This window comes from Micromonospora sp. CA-259024, from assembly GCF_050936255.1.
Taxonomy (GTDB): domain Bacteria; phylum Actinomycetota; class Actinomycetes; order Mycobacteriales; family Micromonosporaceae; genus Micromonospora.
Genome location: NZ_JBNJND010000002.1, coordinates 1,365,405 through 1,381,441, shown reverse-complemented (window position 1 = coordinate 1,381,441; position 16,037 = coordinate 1,365,405). Strand labels below are relative to the sequence as shown.

Here is a 16,037-nt window from a genome sequence, read left to right as displayed (position 1 = left end):
CACCGCGGCCGGCACCGGCGCGCTCGCCGTGTTGTTGCTGGTCGGCATCGGCGGGAGCCCTGCCTACACCGGTTGGGCCGCCACGCAGACCGACCCGGAGTCGGCCGGTGCCTTCTACCTGCGCCTGCTCGCGTGGCCAGCCTGGCGGCTCGACGCGGACGGGCAGGCCGGCGGGTTGTTCGCCGCCGACCTGCGGGCCGTGCTGCTGGTGGTCCTCGCGGTGGCCCTGCTCTATCTCCTGCCAGCCGCCCAGGTGGCCCGCGTGCCCGGCCCGGTCAGCCAGTTCTTCTCCGGCTGGGCCGCGTACGTGCTGGCCGGTGGGCTCGCCGCCGTACTGGCGGCGCTGCTCGGCCCGGACCCGTCGCTGCTGGGCGCCCTGCAGGACGCCAGCACCGGTGCCGGCTACGGCTTCCTCACCGGGTGGATCATCGGCACCGCCAGCCTCGGCGGTCGCGCCTGAGTCGACCGGACCGCCGAGGCGGGCGGCCCGGTCAGTGCCGGTCAGCCCGTCGGGCGGCCGAGGTCGAGAAGTCGCTGTCGGCTCAGCGCACCCACTGGTCGGCCGGCGTCGGTCACCAGGAGCTGGTCCCGTCCCGAGGTGAGCAGCACGGCCAGCGCGTCGTACGCGGAGCCGTCCAGTGCGACGGTGGGCAGGTCCGCCGGGGCGTCCCCGGGTACTGGCTCCAGCGACTCCCGGTCGAGTGGGGTGACCGCCAGCCGGCGGATGCCCCGGTCGGCTCCGACGAACTCGCGTACGAACGGGGTGGCGGGTGCGCCGAGCAGTGCGGCCGGCGTGTCGTACTGCTCCAGGTGCCCTCCCTCGGAGAGCACCGCGATCCGGTCGCCGAGCCGGACCGCCTCGTCGAGGTCGTGGGTGACCAGCACGATCGTCTTGCGGACCTCGGCCTGGAGGCGGAGGAACTCCTCCTGGAGGCGGGCCCGGACGATCGGGTCGACGGCCGAGAACGGCTCGTCCATCAGCAACACCACCGGGTCGGCGGCGAGCGCGCGGGCCACGCCGACCCGCTGCCGCTGGCCACCCGACAGCTCGTGCGGGTAGCGGCCGCCGAACTGGGCCGGGTCGAGCCCGACCAGGTCGAGCAGCTCGTCGACCCGGGCCCGGGTCTGGCTCTTGGGCCACCGGAGCAGACCCGGCACGGTGGCCACGTTGGCTCGAACCGTCTGGTGTGGGAAGAGGCCGACGTTCTGGATCACGTACCCGATGCGACGGCGCAGCCGCACCGGGTCGACATCGGTGACGTCCTCGTCGCCGAGCGTGATTCGACCTCCGGTCGGCTCGATCAGGCGATTGATCATGCGCAGCACGGTCGACTTGCCGCAGCCGGACGGGCCGATCAGCACCACCAGCTCGCCGGCCCGAACGTCCAGGCTGAGCTTTCGGACCGCCTCAGTGCCGTCCGGGTAGCGCTTCTGGATGCCCTGCAGGGAGATCGACGCCGCACGCGCGGGTTGGGCCACGCTGGCGACCTCCGGGGTAACGTCCACGTATGTCCTTCCGCCTGAGCTACCGGGCCGACCCGGGTAACCCCTGGTTCTCCTGGCAGTACGTGCGGGACAACTCTGACACGATCCTCGCCGCGCTGCGCGAACACGCCTCCCTCACCGGGCGCGCGGTGTTGATCGCGGTGCTGATCGCCCTGCCGTTGTCCGTTCTGGCCTACTGGGTCCGTCCACTCGCCGGCCCGATTCTCGCCGTCAGCGGGGTGGTCTACACCATCCCGTCGTTGGCGCTGTTCGCGTTCATCGCGCCCTACCTGGGCACCGGGACCACCACCGTGCTGGTCGGGCTGGTCCTCTACGCGTTGCTGCTGATCGTGCGCAACGTGGTGGCTGGCCTCAACCAGGTGCCGCCGGAGGTTCGCGAGGCCGCCGAGGGGATGGGGTACGGCCGGTGGGGGCGGCTGTTCCGGATCGACCTGCCGCTGGCCGTGCCGGGCATCCTGACGGGTGTGCGGCTGGCGACCGTCTCCACGGTGGCGTTGGTCACGGTCGGAGTGCTGGTCGGGCATGGCGGTCTCGGTCAGTTGATCTTCGCGGGCTTCCAGAACAACCTCTACAAGGCCGAGATCATGACCGCCGCACTGCTCTGCGTGGCGCTCGCGGTCGTGCTCGACCTGCTGCTCGTCCTGGTCGCCCGGCTGGTGACCCCCTGGTCCACGAGGGGGGCACGGTGACCGTCGCGGAGAACCCGATCGGCCAGGCGGTCGTGTGGATCAACGACCCACTGAACTGGACCAACCCCGGAGGCATGCTGGACCGCCTCGTCGAGCACCTGACGATCTCGGCCATGGCGGTGGCGCTCGGCTGCCTGGTGGCCTGGCCGCTCGGTCTCTGGCTGGGTCACCTCGGCCGGGGTGGCGGTCTGGTGGTGCTGGTGTCCAACGCGACTCTGGCCATCCCCACCCTGGCGCTGCTGACCATCCTGCCGGTGGTCTTCGCCAGTGGCTTCGGGCGGACGCCGGTGGTGGTGGCGCTGGCCGTCTTCGCGGTTCCGCCGCTGCTGGCCAACGCGTACACGGGGGTGCGGCAGGTGGACCCGGAGGCCCGTGACGCGGCCCGTGGGATGGGCCTGTCCGGCGGGCAGTTGCTGCGCCGGGTGGAGCTGCCGCTCGCGGTGCCCTACCTGGCGGCCGGGTTCCGGACCGCCACGGTCCAGGTGATCGCGACCGCCGCGCTGGCCTCGTTCGTCAACGGCGGCGGCCTCGGCCAGATCATCCGGACCGGCTTCGGCCTCGGTATCGCGACCGGCGGGGGTCAGATCGTCGCCGGTGGTGTGCTGGTGGCCGGGCTCGCGCTGCTGGCCGAGGTGGTCCTCGGCGGCGTCGAACGGCTGGTCACCCCGCGTCCGCTGCGGCGCGGGCGGCAGCGCGCGGGGCGGCCCCGACCCGCCGACGCCACCGGGAGCGCCTGAGTCCCGTCTCGCGGTGACTCGTCCGGGTGAGCCCGCCGTCGAGCCGGCGGCCAGCGGTGAACCGATCGGTGACGATGCGGTGACGAAGTCCACCCGAAGTTGTCGGTCGCTCGCGGAGGATGTTGGGTGGATATTCGCGGGCGTCCGAGAGTCAGGATCGCCCGTCGGACACGCGGCCGGCCCGGGACGGGCCGCGCCGGGACACGGAAGGCGGGCACATGCGCGCACGTACACGTTTGGCGATCGGCGCTGTCGGCGCCGTCGCCGGGGCAGCGCTCCTCACCGGTTGCGGTGACGCCGGCTCGTCCGGCACCGACGCGCCCGCAACCAGCGCCTCCGGCGCCGGGTGCGCCCCGGTCGCCGGGCAGCAGCTCATCGCTCTGCAGGACGACAAGAAGCTCCAGAACTCCGACAACGTCATCCCCGCGGTCAACAGCAAGGCGGCCAACCCGCAGCTGATCGCCGCACTGGACAAGGTCTCCGCCGCGCTCGACACCCCGAAGCTGATCCAGCTCAACAAGGCCGTGAACGACGACCGTAAGACGCCCAAGGTGGCGGCCGAGGAGTTCGCCACCGCCAACAACCTCACCGCGGGCATCGCCAAGGGCCCGGGCGGCGAGATCGTGGTGGGCGCCGGCAACTTCGCCGAGAGCCAGACGCTGGGCGAGCTGTACCGGATCGCGCTCACCGCCGCCGGTTACCAGGTGAAGGTGCAGCAGATCGGCAACCGGGAGCTCTACGAGCCCGCGCTGGAGAAGGGCGAGATCCAGGTCGTCCCGGAGTACGCGGCGACCATGGCCGAGTTCCTCAACAACAAGGCCAACGGCGCCAACGCCCAGCCGATCTCCTCGCCCGACATCAACACGACGGTGACGGCGCTCAAGGCCGAGGGCGACAAGGCCGGCATCACCTTCGGTGCCCCGGCTGCCGCACAGGACCAGAACGCCTTCGCGGTGACCCAGGCCTTCGCCGACAAGTACGGCGTGCGGACCCTCTCCGAGCTGGCCGCGAAGTGCTCCGGCAGCGCGACCATCCTGGGTGGCCCGCCGGAGTGCGAGCAGCGTCCGTTCTGCAAGCCGGGCCTGGAGAAGACGTACGGGCTGTCGGTCGGCAAGTTCTCCTCGCTGGACCAGGGCGGGCCGCTGACCAAGAGCGGGCTGCGCGACGGCTCGATCAGCGTGGGCCTGATCTTCTCCTCGGACGGCGCTTTCGCCACCAGCTGACTTGCCCTTGGAGCGTTGACGACGCCCTCGACCTCACCGGGTCGGGGGCGTCGTCATGTCAATACGCTCGCGCCCAGCCGGTGCATGCCTCACCCGAGCACACCCGGTACTGCACCGCGTACGACGAACCGGAGGTGTTCTTCTGGCCGCACCCCGCGGCGGAGCCGTTCGGGTCCCGGACGTTGTCGGTGTAGCCGGTGTTCAGCCGGACTTCCGTCACCGCGCCGATACCGTTGGCTCGGTCGTCGCACGCGTAGAGCGTGTAGCCGCTGTTGATGACGCCCCCGTGGGCGAGCTTGATGTCGCCCATCCGGAGGGTCTGCTCCACCGCCCAGGCCGGCTGGCCGGTCAAGAGGACCACCAGCGCGGCGGCGCCCGCCACCACGGAGATCCGCTTCACCGTTCCTGGCACTCTCATATCCACCCCCATGATTGTTGTTTGTCGATTGAAACACGGATGCGCGCCGCGTTCGAGTGAGCCATGCAGATGAAGCGATCAAACGGCCAGGTCGAAGTGTGCGAGGAGTGTTCAGGTCCGTTCCCCTGGGCCGCGATCCTCGGTAGGCTGCACATCCATGCCAGCCCCGGCCACCTCTGACGCTCGGCGTCAACCACCGCTGCTGACCATGCTCTTCTGGGCGGGCGTCGCTCTCGCGCCGGTGGCAGCGCTGATCCTGCTGGTCGCCGACGGCAACGGCCCGCTGCGCTTCGCCGCGGTGCTCGCCATTGTCGCGGTGGTGCTGATCGGCCTCTCCATCGCGCTGCGGCGCGACGGCGAGGGCGGTTCGGCGCGGGCCGACGAGCTGCTGGACGAGATCGAGGAGCTCCGCCGGGAGTTGCGCAGCGAGATCGTGGCCGCCGCGCAGCGCGGTAACCAGGCGCTCGACCAGGCGCAGCGGGCCCAGGAGGGGGTCGCCGCGGTCCGCCGCCGCCTCGACGCCAGCGGTGCCGCCCTCGCCGGTGCCGTTCCCGCCGCCGAGCCGCCAGGTGCCGGGCGGGCTCGGGTGCCGGCCGTCGACCCGCCGGTGGACGACGCGCCGGTGGCCCGTCGCCGGGTCCCGGTGCCGGGTGACGCACCGGCGGGCCGCGCCCGAGTGTCGGGCCCTGACGACGCGCCCCGGTGGGGTCGCTCCGAGCACACTGACGACGACGAACCGGCGTACGCACGGGAGTCCGTCGAACCGCCGGCCACCCCGGGGATGTACAGCGCGGAACGACCGGCTGCCACCGCGTACGGCTCGGCCCGCCCCCGCGAGCACGACCGCCCGGAACCGGCGCACCGGCCGGGCGGCGTGGTCCGGCACACCGAGACCGTCCACGTCACCACCCGGCACACCGTGGTGGACGGCGGCCCGGCCGAGCCGGCTGGGCACTACGGCGGCGGGTACGCCGGCCAGTGGACCCCGCCCGCGCAGGAGTGGACCCGCGGTGGCGGCGCGGACGAGCGCCCCCGAACCGGGTACGACGACGACCGGATCCGCCCCGGCGACAACCGCTCCCGGGGTGCACGTCCCCCGACCTGGGGCGAGCCCGAGTGGAGCAGCGCGCGGGACGGGGCGGGGTGGGGTGCCGAACGGAACCTGCCCGACGTCGACGCCGACGAGCCGGGTTGGACAGGCCGCCCCGACGAACCGGAGTGGACCGATCCGCGCGACGCGTACGCCCAGCCCGACGAGCGCGGGCCGGTGGCCCGGTCGCATCGCACGCCGGACCGGCAGGCGCCGGGCTCCTGGGACAGCCCGGACGATCGTCGCTGGTCGGAGCAGCGCGATCGGGCGGACGCCGCCGCGCCGCAGCCCGGGCCGGCCCTGCGGGCCGACGACACCGGCGAGTACTGGTCTCAGTTGCGGGCCGGTGACCGGTGGGCCGCCGTCCGCGACGACGAGAACGGCCGTGAGCTGCGGGTCGGGGAACGCCGGGCCGAGTTGCACGCCGACGCCGCCGGCACCGAGTACCGGGTGGCCGACCGCTGGGCCGCCGTTCGCCACGAGGAACCGCGCCGTCACGAGGACGCCGGCCGGTACGAGGAGCGTGAGTCGTACCACCGGGCCGAGCCGGCGGGTCGGCCGGCGCTGCCGGTGGGCGGCGTACCGGTGCCGGACGAGTGGCGCCCACCGCGCCAGCGCGGCCACCAGGCGGAACCCGCGCCGGAGCGGGCCGGCCGGCGTCGGGTCGACGAGCGCTACGGCTATCCACCGCAGGACGACGTGCCGCGCGCTGGCGGTGCCCCGCCCCCCGGCGACCGTTGGCGCTGACCGGTCAGGTGGCTCGCGTCACTTGTCGATGTCGCCGACCACGAAGAACATCGAGCCGAGGATCGCGATCAGATCCGGGACCAGGCAGCCGGGGAGCAGGGTGGCCAGCGCCTGCACATTCGCGTACGAGGCGGTGCGCAGCTTCAACCGCCACGGCGTCTTCTCGCCCCGGGACACCAGGTAGTAGCCGTTGATGCCGAGCGGGTTCTCGGTCCAGGCGTAGGTGTGCCCCTCCGGCGCCTTGAGCACCTTCGGCAGTCGGGTGTTGATCGGCCCGGTCAGCCGGTCCACCCGGTTCAGGCACTGCTCGGCGAGGTCCAGCGATGCGTACACCTGGTCGAGCAGCACCTCGAAGCGGGCATGGCAGTCCCCGGTGGTGCGGGTGACCACCGGCACGTCCAGTTCGTCGTACGCCAGGTAGGGGTCGTCGCGGCGCAGGTCCAGGTCGAGGCCGGAGGCGCGGGCCACCGGCCCGGACGCACCGAACGCGGCGGCGTCCGCGGCGGAGAGCACACCGACGCCGACGGTCCGGGCGAGGAAGATCTCGTTGCGCCGGATCAGGTGGTCCAGATCGGGTAACCGCCGGCGTACCTCGCCGATCGCCGCGCGGGCCCGCCCGGTCCAGCCGTACGGCACCTCCTCCTTGAGGCCGCCCACCCGGTTGAACATGTAGTGGATCCGGCCGCCGGAGACCTCCTCCATCACCGCCTGGATGGTCTCCCGCTCCCGGAAGGCGTAGAAGATCGGCGTGATCGCCCCGATCTCCAGCGGGTAGGAGCCGAGGAACATCAGGTGGTTGAGCACCCGGTTCAGCTCCGCGAGGGCCATCCGCAGCCAGGTGGCCCGCTCCGGCACCTCCATGCCCATCAGGCGTTCCACCGCGAGCACCACGCCCAGCTCGTTGGAGAACGCCGAGAGCCAGTCGTGCCGGTTGGCCAGCACGATGATCTGCCGGTAGTCACGCACCTCGAAGAGCTTCTCCGCGCCCCGGTGCATGTAACCGACGATCGGTTCGCAGGCGACCACCCGCTCGCCGTCCAGCACCAGCTTCAGCCGCAGCACACCGTGCGTGGAGGGGTGCTGCGGGCCGATGTTCAGCACCATGTCGGTGCCGAGCTGCTGATCGCCGGTGCCGGCGACCAGGCCGGCCCCGGTGCCGACGGTCAGTTCGCGAAGGTCCCCGGCGTCGGTGGTCATGCCCGTCATCGTGCCACGGCCGGCCCGAGTGGGATGTCGACCGGTTGGCGCAGCCACCAGTGCCCACCGAGCCCGGCCGGGTCGGTCAGCTCGGCCACCGCCGACGCGGCGGCCAGCGCCCGCACGTAGCCTGCCGGGTCGGTGCCGGCCAGGCTCAGCGGCGGTCGGCGGCCGTCGGCCCCGAGCGCCCCCAGCGCCTCCCGCTGTGAAACCAGGGAGTACGCGCACCGGGCGACCGTCGCACCAGCGGAGGCGACCGAGTCCATGGCCACGTGGGCGGTCACATCACTCGACCCGTCCGGCACCGGAGGAACCTGCCGTCCACCCCGATACCCGGTCAACGTCCCGTCGACCGGTCGTGCCTCCCGCAGGTGCCCGTAGTCGACCGCGACCGCCAGCCCTCGGCTGATCTGCCGCACCGCGTGCGCCCAGGCTTCGTCCCGTGGCCTGCCGATCTCGGCGCGGTGGTCGCTGTGGGGGGTTTCCGGGCAGCCCGGCCGGCTCCGGGCGGTCAGGCTTGATCCCTGCGCCGGCCGGGCTGCCCGGAAACCCGACCCGCTTCCGCCAGTCGCACCAGTCGAGGTCACTACGCCGTCCGCGTCACGGTCTGTGCTGCGAGAGCTGGTGGGCCACCACCGCGTGAGCCAATCAAGATCAGCGGGGCTGACCAGCTCGCCGACCGTCTCCGCGCCGCTCTCGGGATCGACTAACACGTATCGCCAGCCGTCCGAGGTGTGCACCGCCACGTCCAGCGGAACGTTGTCCAACCACTCGGTCGCCAGCAACACCCCGTTGATCCTGGCAGGAATTTCGGACACCCAGTTGATCTCTTCAGCTAGGTGTTCGGGGCGCGGGGCCAGCTCGACGGCGGTGAACCGCACGCGTTCCGCGAGCGACGGACGGGCGGCGACGGACGACGGCTCGTCGCCCAGCGGACGGGCGGCTGCCGCGGGAGTCAGGGTTTCCGGGGAGCCCGCCCGCGGAGGGATCAAGCCTGACCGCCCGGAGCGGGTGGGCTCCCCGGAAACCCCCACCACAACCCCGACGGCGGATGCGGATGCGACGAGCCTGAGCAGGCTATGCAGGAGTTCCCCCCGCCCAGCCCCGACGTCAACCACATCGAGCCGGTCCGGGTGGCCGAGGGCAGCGTCGACCTGCGAGAGAAGGCGCAGCAGGGCGGTGGCGAAGGCTGGGGACGCGTGCACGCTGGTGCGGAAGTGGTCGGCCGGCCCGGTGCCGGCGACGAAGAAGCCGCCCGGCCCGTAGAGGGCCTGGCTCATCGCGTCTCGCCAGGCGATCGACATCAGTTCACTCCGAGTTCAGGGTGCGCCGCGATCACCCGCGTAGCTGGTTCGACGCCGCAGGGGTGCGTGGTGATCAGGTGATGAAAAGTAGGTCAGAAACGACCCGAGTGCCTATTTTTCATCACCTGATCAAGGTGGTCGCGGGAACGCGCTGGTGGCAGCGCTTCTGTGGCGGTCGGGGACGGTGGCGGAGGGCACTTCCGGGGGTGGTGAAGGTTTTCACACATGCTTGTCCGGGTTCGGTGGGCCGGGCGCATACTTGCGATCGACCGGTACCCCTTCTCGAGGACTGGATCGTGGTCATGAGCGCACCGTTGCGCCCGCGTCCGGCCGCCCCGCACGGGCCCGCCGCATCGCGGGATCGCGCCGTCACCGGCGCCTCCGTCTCCTCTCGCCTGCTCACCGTCGGTGTCGTTGGTGCCGGTCGGGTCGGAGCGGTGCTGGGCGCCGCACTCGCCGCCGCCGGGCACCAGGTGGTCGCCGTCACCGGCGGCTCCGGGGCCAGCCGTGCCCGACTCGCCCTCCTGCTGCCCGAGGTGCCCCGCCACTCGGTCCCCGTCGTGGCCCACGCCGCCACCGACCTGCTGCTGATCGCCGTACCGGACGACGCGCTGGCCGGCGTGGTGGCCGACCTCGCCGATCGGGGTGCGCTGCGCCCGGGCCAGGTGGTCGCCCACACCTCCGGCGCGCACGGCCTTGACGTGCTGGCGCCGGCGACCGAGGTCGGCGCCCGGCCGCTCGCCCTGCACCCCGCGATGACCTTCACCGGTACGCCGGACGACCTGGCTCGGCTCGACGGCATCTCGTACGGGGTGACCGCCCCGGCCCAACTGCGCCCGCTGGCCGCCCGGCTGGTCGCCGACCTGGGCGGTGTGCCCGAGTGGGTGGCCGAGTCGGACCGCCCGCTGTACCACGCCGCGCTGGCCCACGGCGCGAACCACCTGGTGACCCTCGTGAACGAGGCCATCGACCGGCTGCGCGACGCCGGGGTGGCCCGTCCGGAGAAGGTGCTCGCGCCGCTGCTGCGGGCTGCCCTGGAGAACGCGCTGCGGCTGGGCGACGACGCGTTGACCGGCCCGGTCTCCCGTGGTGACGCGGGCACCGTCCAGCGGCACCTGGCCCGGTTGGCCGCCACCGCTCCGGAGTCCGTCCCCGCGTACCTGGCGTTGGCCCGGCGTACCGCCGACCGGGCGATCGCCGCCGGCCGGCTGCGGCCGGTGGACGCGCAGTCGCTGCTCGGCGTGCTGGCCGACACCGGTCGGGAGGTGGCCGCGTGAGCGTGAGGAGTGAGCCGATCTTGCGAGCCCCGCAGTCGCGAACCGAGGTGTCGCTGTGACGCAGGTCGTGCACACGCGCGCCGAGTTGGCCGAGGCCCGGGCCGGGCTGAAGGGCACGGTCGGGGTGGTGATGACCATGGGCGCGCTGCACTCCGGGCACGAGACGTTGCTGCGCGCGGCCCGGGAACAGGCCGACCACGTGCTGGTTACGATCTTCGTGAACCCCTTGCAGTTCGGGCCGAACGAGGACTTCGACCGCTACCCGCGGACCCTCGACGCGGATCTGGAGGTGTGCCGGCGGGCGGGTGCCGACCTGGTCTTCGCCCCGTCGGTGGCGGACATGTACCCGGACGGCCAGCCTCGGGTGCGCCTCGACCCCGGCCCGCTCGGCTCGGAGCTGGAGGGCGCGAGCCGCCCCGGCTTCTTCCACGGTGTGCTCACCGTGGTGCTGAAGCTGCTCCAGCTCACCCAGCCGGACCTGGCCTTCTTCGGCGAGAAGGACTACCAGCAGCTCACCCTGGTCCGACGGATGACGCGGGACCTGGACGTGCCGGTCGAGGTGGTCGGTGTGCCGACCGTCCGAGAGGCGGACGGGCTGGCACTCTCCAGCCGCAACCGCTACCTCAGCGAGTCGGAGCGGGCCGATGCGCTGAGCCTGTCCGCCGCGCTGCGGGCCGGTGCACGGGCGGCCGACGACGGCCTGGACGCGGGGGCGGTGCTGACCGCCGCGCACGCCGCGTTCGGTGCCGGTACGCCCGGTGCCCGCCTCGACTACCTGGTGCTCACCGATCCGGAGCTGGAACCGGGGCCGGTGTCCGGGCCGGCCCGGCTGGTGATCGCCGCCTGGGTGGGCACCACCCGCTTGATCGACAACGCGGCGATCCACCTCGCCCCCCGTCCCTGACCCGGCCGCACCACTCTCCACCACTCCCGCGAAAGGCCACCCCGATGCTGCGGACCATGCTCAAGTCGAAGATCCACCGGGCCACGGTGACCCAGGCCGACCTGCACTACGTCGGTTCGGTGACGGTGGACGAGGACCTGCTCGACGCCGCCGACCTGCTCCCCGGCGAGCAGGTGGCGATCGTGGACATCACCAATGGCGCCCGGTTGGAGACGTACGTGATTCCGGGCGAGCGGGGCAGCGGCGTGATCGGCATCAACGGCGCCGCCGCGCACCTGGTGCACCCCGGTGACCTGGTCATCCTGATCTCGTACGGGCAGATGGACGACGCCGAGGCCCGGTCGTACCGGCCGCGGGTGGTGCACGTGGACGCCGACAACCGGGTGATCGAGCTGGGCGCTGACCCGGCTGGGGTGGCGCCGGGCATGGCCGGGGGCCCGGTGCCCAGCCCGCTGGCCGTGTCCGGAGTCTGATCCCGCGCGACGCGATTCCGGTCTGTTACCAGAAGGTCATTTCCGGTTACCCTTGGCGCGCTGGCGAAAGCCGGTCGGTGGCTGGGGGAGGCCGCTTTGCGCAGTGCCATGTCGACTCTGTTCGCCGCTGCCGTGACGGCACTGCTGCTGGTCGGCTGCGGTGGGTCCGGCGGCCTGGACGGTGACCTGACCGACGACTGGGAGGCGCTGCCGCCACCGTCGGCCTTCACCCCGGCCGCCGGGGTGTGTCAGGCCGCCGATTTCACCGATGTCGTCACCCTGGCCAGCTATGAGCCGGTGGACTGCGCCGGCCCGCACCGGGTGGAGACCGTCCACGTGGGGGCGTTCCCGGTCGAGCGCGCGAACGCCCCGGCGGGTGGCTCGGCGGAGCTGCGAGGTGCGTTCGCCGAGTGCGACACCCGGGCGACCGGCTTTCTGGGTGACGACTGGCGAGCCGGCCGGCTGCGGTTGTCCGTGGCGCTGCCCTCCGGGCCGGGTTGGGCCGCGGGTTCCCGTTGGTTCCGGTGTGACCTCACCGAGCTGACCACGGTCGAGGCGGCGGCCACCGTGGTCGTCCGGTCGGGCAGTCTGCGGGACGCGTTGAAGGGGGCCTCCGGGCTGCGACTGGGTTGCCAGCAGACCCGAGGTGCGGCCGGTAGGGGTGTGCAGACGCTGGTCCCGGTGGAGTGCGCCAGACAGCACGACGCCGAGTTCGTCGGGGTGTGGCGTGCGCCGGACACGCCGTACCCGACCCGGGACGCCGATTGGGCGCCGCTCTACACGGGCTGCCGCAGCGCCCTCGGCCGCTACGTGGGCGTGCCGGACGACGCCGAGCTGCGGTTCCGCAGCGGCGTGGTGGTCCGTCCACCGGGTGCGGGGCGCTGGCGGGTCGGTGACCGGGGTGTCCGCTGCTACCTGTGGCTCAGCGACCGTACGGTGACCGCCTCGTTGAAGGGCGCGGGCCCGGCCGGCCTACCGGTCCGGACGAAGTGACCATGCCCCGACGGCCGGCGCGGCGCGGGCGGGGTCGGACGGGGTAGCCCAAAACACTCGTCCCGCCCCCGCCGCCCCTGGCGAGGATGGTTCGGGTTGACTGAGGGGATGGACCTTCCGACCGTCGACCTGCCGGCCCTGCCCCAGTTGCTGGCCGCGCCCGCGCCCGGCTGGGTGGAGACCACCGACGTGATCGTGGTGGGTTCCGGGGTGGCCGGGTTGACCGCGGCGCTGCACCTGCGTGAGGCGGGCCTGCACGTCACGGTGGTCACCAAGGTCAGTATCGACGATGGCTCGACCCGGTGGGCGCAGGGCGGCATCGCCGCCGTGCTCGACCCGACGGACACCCCGGCGGCGCACGCCCGGGACACCGAGGTCGCCGGGGTCGGGCTCTGCGACCCGGCGGCCGTCCGGGTGCTGGTCGAGGAGGGCCCGACCCGGCTGCGCGAGCTGATCCGGATCGGCGCCGAGTTCGATCGTCACCCCGACGGCTCCCTGATGCTGACCCGTGAGGGCGGGCACCGGGCGGACCGGATCGTGCACGCGGGCGGGGACGCCACCGGCGCGGAGGTGCAGCGGGCCCTGCACGCCGCGGTGCAGCGCGACCCGTGGATCCGGCTGGTCGAGCACGCCCTGGTGCTGGACCTGCTGCGAGCGCCGGGCGACGGCCCGGACGGGCTCGGTGCGGCCTGCGGAATCACCCTGCACGTGCTCGGCGAGGGCAGCGAGGACGGCGTCGGTGCGCTGCTGGCCCGGGCGGTGGTGCTCGCCACCGGCGGGATGGGGCAGATCTTCTCGGCCACCACCAACCCGGCGGTCTCCACCGGGGACGGTGTGGCGCTGGCGATGCGGGCCGGCGCGGCGGTGACCGACGTGGAGTTCGTCCAGTTTCATCCGACCGCCCTGATCACGCCGCCCGGTGCCGGTGTGCCCGGCGCGGGGCACGCACAGCAGCCGCTGGTCTCCGAGGCGCTGCGCGGCGAGGGCGCGTACCTGGTGGACGCGGACGGCAAGCGGTTCATGGTGGGCCAGCACGAGTTGGCCGAGCTGGCCCCCCGGGACGTGGTGGCCAAGGGCATCCACCGGGTGTTGCTGGCCACCGGCGCGGACCACGTCTTCCTCGACGCGCGGCACCTGGGCGGGGACTTCCTGGCCGGGCGGTTCCCGACGATCGTGGCGTCCTGCCTGGCGATCGGCGTGGACCCGGCGACCGACCTGATCCCGGTCGCGCCGGCAGCCCACTACGCCTCCGGCGGCGTCCGCACCGATCTGCGCGGCCGCACCTCCATCCCCGGCCTGTACGCCTGCGGCGAGGTGGCCTGCACGGGTGTGCACGGTGCGAACCGGCTGGCCAGCAACTCGCTGCTGGAGGGCCTGGTCTTCTCCCGGCGGATCGCCGAGGACATCGCGGCCGGCCTGCCCGAGCAGGTGCAGCCGGCGGACACCGGCGCCTGGCGTGGGGGTACGGGCTGGGTGCTGCCGGCGGAGGCGACGCCGACCCTGCAACGGGCGATGACCCGGGGGGCCGGCGTGCTCCGTTCCGCCGCGACGCTGGCCGGGACGGCCGGGACGCTTACCGAGTTGGGCGTTGCCCGGGGCCGGCCGCGGACCGCCGACTGGGAGGCGACCAACCTGCTCACCGTGGCGTCGACGCTGGTGGCGGCCGCGTACGCGCGCGGCGAGACCCGGGGTTGCCACTGGCGGGAGGACTTTCCGACGGCCGACGAGCGGTGGCTGGGCCACCTGGTCGGGTCGATCGGGGCGCAGGGCGGGTTGACCCAGCAGTGGGAGGGAAAGTCATGATCGAGTCGACGCAGGCGGCGTTGCGGGCGGCCGGACTGGACCCGGCGCAGGTGCGGCGGGTGATCGAGAACGCGCTCGTCGAGGATCTGGGCCCGGATTTTCTCGACGTCACCAGCGTGGCCACCATTCCGGCGGAGCAGACCGACACCGCCGACCTGGTGGCGCGTGCGGACGGGGTGCTGGCCGGGATGGCCGTGGCCGCCGCCGTGTTCGAGGTGGTCGGCGAGGTGACCGGCTTCGGTCGTACCGTCGAGGTGTCGGTGCTGGCCCGCGACGGTGAGCGGGTGGCCCGCGGCGACGTGCTGGCGACGGTGACCGGGCCGACGCGGCTGCTGCTCACGGCCGAGCGGACGGCGCTCAACCTGCTCTGCCGGATGTCCGGGGTGGCGACCCACACCCGCGCCTGGGCGGACGCCCTGGCCGGCACGAAGGCGATGGTGCTGGACACCCGCAAGACGACGCCGGGCCTGCGGGCACTGGAGAAGTACGCGGTGCGTGCCGGCGGAGGCACCAACAAGCGGATGGGCCTCTACGACGTGGCCATGATCAAGGACAACCACAAGCTGGCGGCCGGGGGCATCACGGCGGCGTACCAGCGGGTCCGGGAGGCGTTCCCGGAGGTGCCGGTGCAGGTCGAGGTGACCACGGTCGACGAGGCGGTGGAGGCGGTGGAGGCCGGGGCGGATTTCCTGCTCTGCGACAACATGACGCCCGAGGTGCTGGCCGAGACGGTGACCGCGGTGGGTGACCGGGCGGAGTTGGAGGCGACCGGCGGGCTGACCCTGGCGGTGGCGGGCCGGTACGCGGCCACCGGCGTCGACTTCCTCTCGGTGGGTGCGTTGACCCACTCGTCGCCGATCCTGGACATCGCGCTGGACCTGCGTACTGACTAGTTGTCTAGGCTGCGTGCGTGCTGCTCTGCATCGACATCGGAAACACCAACACCGTGCTGGCGACCTTCGACGGCGACAAGCTGGTGCACTCCTGGCGGATCAAGACCGATGCCCGCTCGACGGCGGACGAGTTGGGCCTGATGTTCCGGGGCCTGCTGGCCGGGGACAACGTCGAGATCACCGGTGTGGCCGCCTGCTCCACTGTGCCGGCCGCGCTGCGATCGCTGCGCACCATGCTCGGCCGTTACTACGCCGACCTGCCGAGCGTGATCGTCGAGCCCGGGGTACGGACCGGGGTGCAGTTGGCGATCGACAACCCGAAGGAGGTGGGCGCCGACCGGGTGGTGAACACCCTGGCCGCGTACACCCTCTACGGCGGGCCGTCGATCGTGGTCGACTTCGGCACCACCACCAACTTCGACGTGATCAGCGAGAGGGGCGAGTTCCTCGGCGGGGCGTTCGCCCCGGGCATCGAGATCTCCTTCGACGCGTTGGCCGCCCGGGCCGCCCAGCTGCGCAAGGTCGAGGCGACCAAGCCCCGCTCGGTGATCGGCAAGAACACCGTGGAGTGCCTCCAGGCCGGCCTGTATTTCGGCTTCGCCGGTCAGGTGGACCGGATCGTCGAGCGGATGACCGAGGAGTTGGGTGAGGTACGGGCGGTGATCGCCACCGGCGGCCTCGCCTCCCTGGTGATCAACGAGTGCCGCAGCATCACCCACCACGAACCGATGATCACGCTGATCGGCCTGCGGATGGTCTACGAGCGCAACCTGTGACACCGAC

The 16,037-nt window shown here is 72.7% G+C and carries 16 protein-coding genes; 12 read left to right on the top strand and 4 right to left on the bottom strand.

Features of this window, described 5'->3' with window-relative positions; all coding sequences use genetic code 11:
- Positions 1-28 precede the first annotated feature (28 nt).
- Positions 29-460: a hypothetical protein gene (locus tag ACQEUX_RS25860; RefSeq protein ID WP_433053434.1), complete on the top strand. Its 432-nt coding sequence runs from the start codon at positions 29-31 to the stop codon at positions 458-460.
- A 41-nt stretch (positions 461-501) separates the two neighbouring features.
- On the opposite strand, the gene ACQEUX_RS25855 is transcribed toward ACQEUX_RS25860, so the two are convergent.
- Positions 502-1,506, bottom strand: coding sequence for an ABC transporter ATP-binding protein (locus tag ACQEUX_RS25855; protein ID WP_433053431.1), 1,005 nt, complete (start codon positions 1,504-1,506; stop codon positions 502-504).
- Positions 1,507-1,508: 2 nt separating this feature from the next.
- Between ACQEUX_RS25855 and ACQEUX_RS25850 the strand changes: the two genes are divergently transcribed.
- The 3 genes from ACQEUX_RS25850 to ACQEUX_RS25840 all read left to right on the top strand — a co-directional run bounded on the left by ACQEUX_RS25850 (position 1,509) and on the right by ACQEUX_RS25840 (position 4,155).
- Complete coding sequence (locus ACQEUX_RS25850) at positions 1,509-2,195, top strand: ABC transporter permease (RefSeq protein ID WP_433053428.1); 687 nt, start codon at positions 1,509-1,511, stop codon at positions 2,193-2,195.
- Complete coding sequence (locus ACQEUX_RS25845; RefSeq protein ID WP_433053425.1) at positions 2,192-2,932, top strand: ABC transporter permease; 741 nt, start codon at positions 2,192-2,194, stop codon at positions 2,930-2,932. Before ACQEUX_RS25850 ends, ACQEUX_RS25845 begins: the two co-directional genes overlap by 4 nt.
- Before the next feature lie 218 nt (positions 2,933-3,150).
- A complete protein-coding gene (locus tag ACQEUX_RS25840) occupies positions 3,151-4,155 on the top strand; it encodes a glycine betaine ABC transporter substrate-binding protein (protein ID WP_433053422.1) in 1,005 nt (334 codons plus the stop codon).
- A 58-nt stretch (positions 4,156-4,213) separates the two neighbouring features.
- On the opposite strand, the gene ACQEUX_RS25835 is transcribed toward ACQEUX_RS25840, so the two are convergent.
- On the bottom strand, positions 4,214-4,567 hold the full coding sequence (locus ACQEUX_RS25835; RefSeq protein WP_433053419.1) for a hypothetical protein: 354 nt from the start codon (positions 4,565-4,567) through the stop codon (positions 4,214-4,216).
- A gap of 163 nt (positions 4,568-4,730) precedes the next feature.
- On the opposite strand from ACQEUX_RS25835, the gene ACQEUX_RS25830 reads away from it, so the two are divergent.
- Positions 4,731-6,410: a hypothetical protein gene (locus ACQEUX_RS25830; RefSeq protein ID WP_433053416.1), complete on the top strand. Its 1,680-nt coding sequence runs from the start codon at positions 4,731-4,733 to the stop codon at positions 6,408-6,410.
- 18 nt (positions 6,411-6,428) lie between these two features.
- Here ACQEUX_RS25830 and ACQEUX_RS25825 read toward each other — a convergent pair whose 3' ends face one another.
- The gene (locus tag ACQEUX_RS25825; protein ID WP_433053413.1) at positions 6,429-7,616 is read right to left on the bottom strand and encodes an NADH-quinone oxidoreductase subunit D; all 1,188 of its coding nucleotides are present in this window, start codon (positions 7,614-7,616) and stop codon (positions 6,429-6,431) included.
- Positions 7,613-8,911 (bottom strand): SAM-dependent methyltransferase, encoded by a 1,299-nt coding sequence (locus tag ACQEUX_RS25820; protein WP_433053410.1) that lies wholly within the window; start codon positions 8,909-8,911, stop codon positions 7,613-7,615. The genes ACQEUX_RS25825 and ACQEUX_RS25820 overlap by 4 nt, the downstream gene beginning before the upstream one ends.
- A 302-nt stretch (positions 8,912-9,213) precedes the next feature.
- On the opposite strand from ACQEUX_RS25820, the gene ACQEUX_RS25815 reads away from it, so the two are divergent.
- From ACQEUX_RS25815 to ACQEUX_RS25785, 7 genes are all read left to right on the top strand, one after another.
- The gene (locus tag ACQEUX_RS25815; protein WP_433053407.1) at positions 9,214-10,188 is read left to right on the top strand and encodes a Rossmann-like and DUF2520 domain-containing protein; all 975 of its coding nucleotides are present in this window, start codon (positions 9,214-9,216) and stop codon (positions 10,186-10,188) included.
- 55 nt (positions 10,189-10,243) lie between these two features.
- A complete protein-coding gene (panC, locus tag ACQEUX_RS25810) occupies positions 10,244-11,092 on the top strand; it encodes a pantoate--beta-alanine ligase (protein ID WP_433053404.1) in 849 nt (282 codons plus the stop codon).
- 44 nt (positions 11,093-11,136) lie between these two features.
- Complete coding sequence (panD, locus tag ACQEUX_RS25805) at positions 11,137-11,565, top strand: aspartate 1-decarboxylase (protein WP_433053401.1); 429 nt, start codon at positions 11,137-11,139, stop codon at positions 11,563-11,565.
- A 108-nt stretch (positions 11,566-11,673) separates the two neighbouring features.
- A complete protein-coding gene (locus ACQEUX_RS25800) occupies positions 11,674-12,558 on the top strand; it encodes a septum formation family protein (RefSeq protein ID WP_433053398.1) in 885 nt (294 codons plus the stop codon).
- A 108-nt stretch (positions 12,559-12,666) separates the two neighbouring features.
- Positions 12,667-14,361 carry an L-aspartate oxidase gene (locus ACQEUX_RS25795; protein WP_433053395.1) on the top strand — a complete coding sequence of 565 codons (1,695 nt, stop codon included), beginning with the start codon at positions 12,667-12,669 and terminating at the stop codon, positions 14,359-14,361.
- Positions 14,358-15,254 carry a carboxylating nicotinate-nucleotide diphosphorylase gene (gene nadC / locus ACQEUX_RS25790; protein WP_433053392.1) on the top strand — a complete coding sequence of 299 codons (897 nt, stop codon included), beginning with the start codon at positions 14,358-14,360 and terminating at the stop codon, positions 15,252-15,254. Before ACQEUX_RS25795 ends, nadC begins: the two co-directional genes overlap by 4 nt.
- A 17-nt stretch (positions 15,255-15,271) precedes the next feature.
- On the top strand, positions 15,272-16,030 hold the full coding sequence (locus ACQEUX_RS25785) for a type III pantothenate kinase (RefSeq protein ID WP_433053389.1): 759 nt from the start codon (positions 15,272-15,274) through the stop codon (positions 16,028-16,030).
- Positions 16,031-16,037 lie beyond the last annotated feature (7 nt).

What these genes read in the sequence shown, in the direction of transcription:
- ACQEUX_RS25850 (WP_433053428.1), top strand. Translation starts at nt 1,509, where the DNA reads ATGTCCTTCCGCCTGAGCTACCGGGCCGACCCGGGTAACCCCTGGTTC.
- ACQEUX_RS25840 (WP_433053422.1), top strand. Translation starts at nt 3,151, where the DNA reads ATGCGCGCACGTACACGTTTGGCGATCGGCGCTGTCGGCGCCGTCGCC.
- ACQEUX_RS25830 (WP_433053416.1), top strand. Translation starts at nt 4,731, where the DNA reads ATGCCAGCCCCGGCCACCTCTGACGCTCGGCGTCAACCACCGCTGCTG.
- ACQEUX_RS25825 (WP_433053413.1), bottom strand. Translation starts at nt 7,616, where the DNA reads ATGACGGGCATGACCACCGACGCCGGGGACCTTCGCGAACTGACCGTC.
- ACQEUX_RS25820 (WP_433053410.1), bottom strand. Translation starts at nt 8,911, where the DNA reads ATGTCGATCGCCTGGCGAGACGCGATGAGCCAGGCCCTCTACGGGCCG.
- ACQEUX_RS25815 (WP_433053407.1), top strand. Translation starts at nt 9,214, where the DNA reads ATGAGCGCACCGTTGCGCCCGCGTCCGGCCGCCCCGCACGGGCCCGCC.
- panD (WP_433053401.1), top strand. Translation starts at nt 11,137, where the DNA reads ATGCTGCGGACCATGCTCAAGTCGAAGATCCACCGGGCCACGGTGACC.
- ACQEUX_RS25800 (WP_433053398.1), top strand. Translation starts at nt 11,674, where the DNA reads ATGTCGACTCTGTTCGCCGCTGCCGTGACGGCACTGCTGCTGGTCGGC.
- ACQEUX_RS25795 (WP_433053395.1), top strand. Translation starts at nt 12,667, where the DNA reads ATGGACCTTCCGACCGTCGACCTGCCGGCCCTGCCCCAGTTGCTGGCC.
- nadC (WP_433053392.1), top strand. Translation starts at nt 14,358, where the DNA reads ATGATCGAGTCGACGCAGGCGGCGTTGCGGGCGGCCGGACTGGACCCG.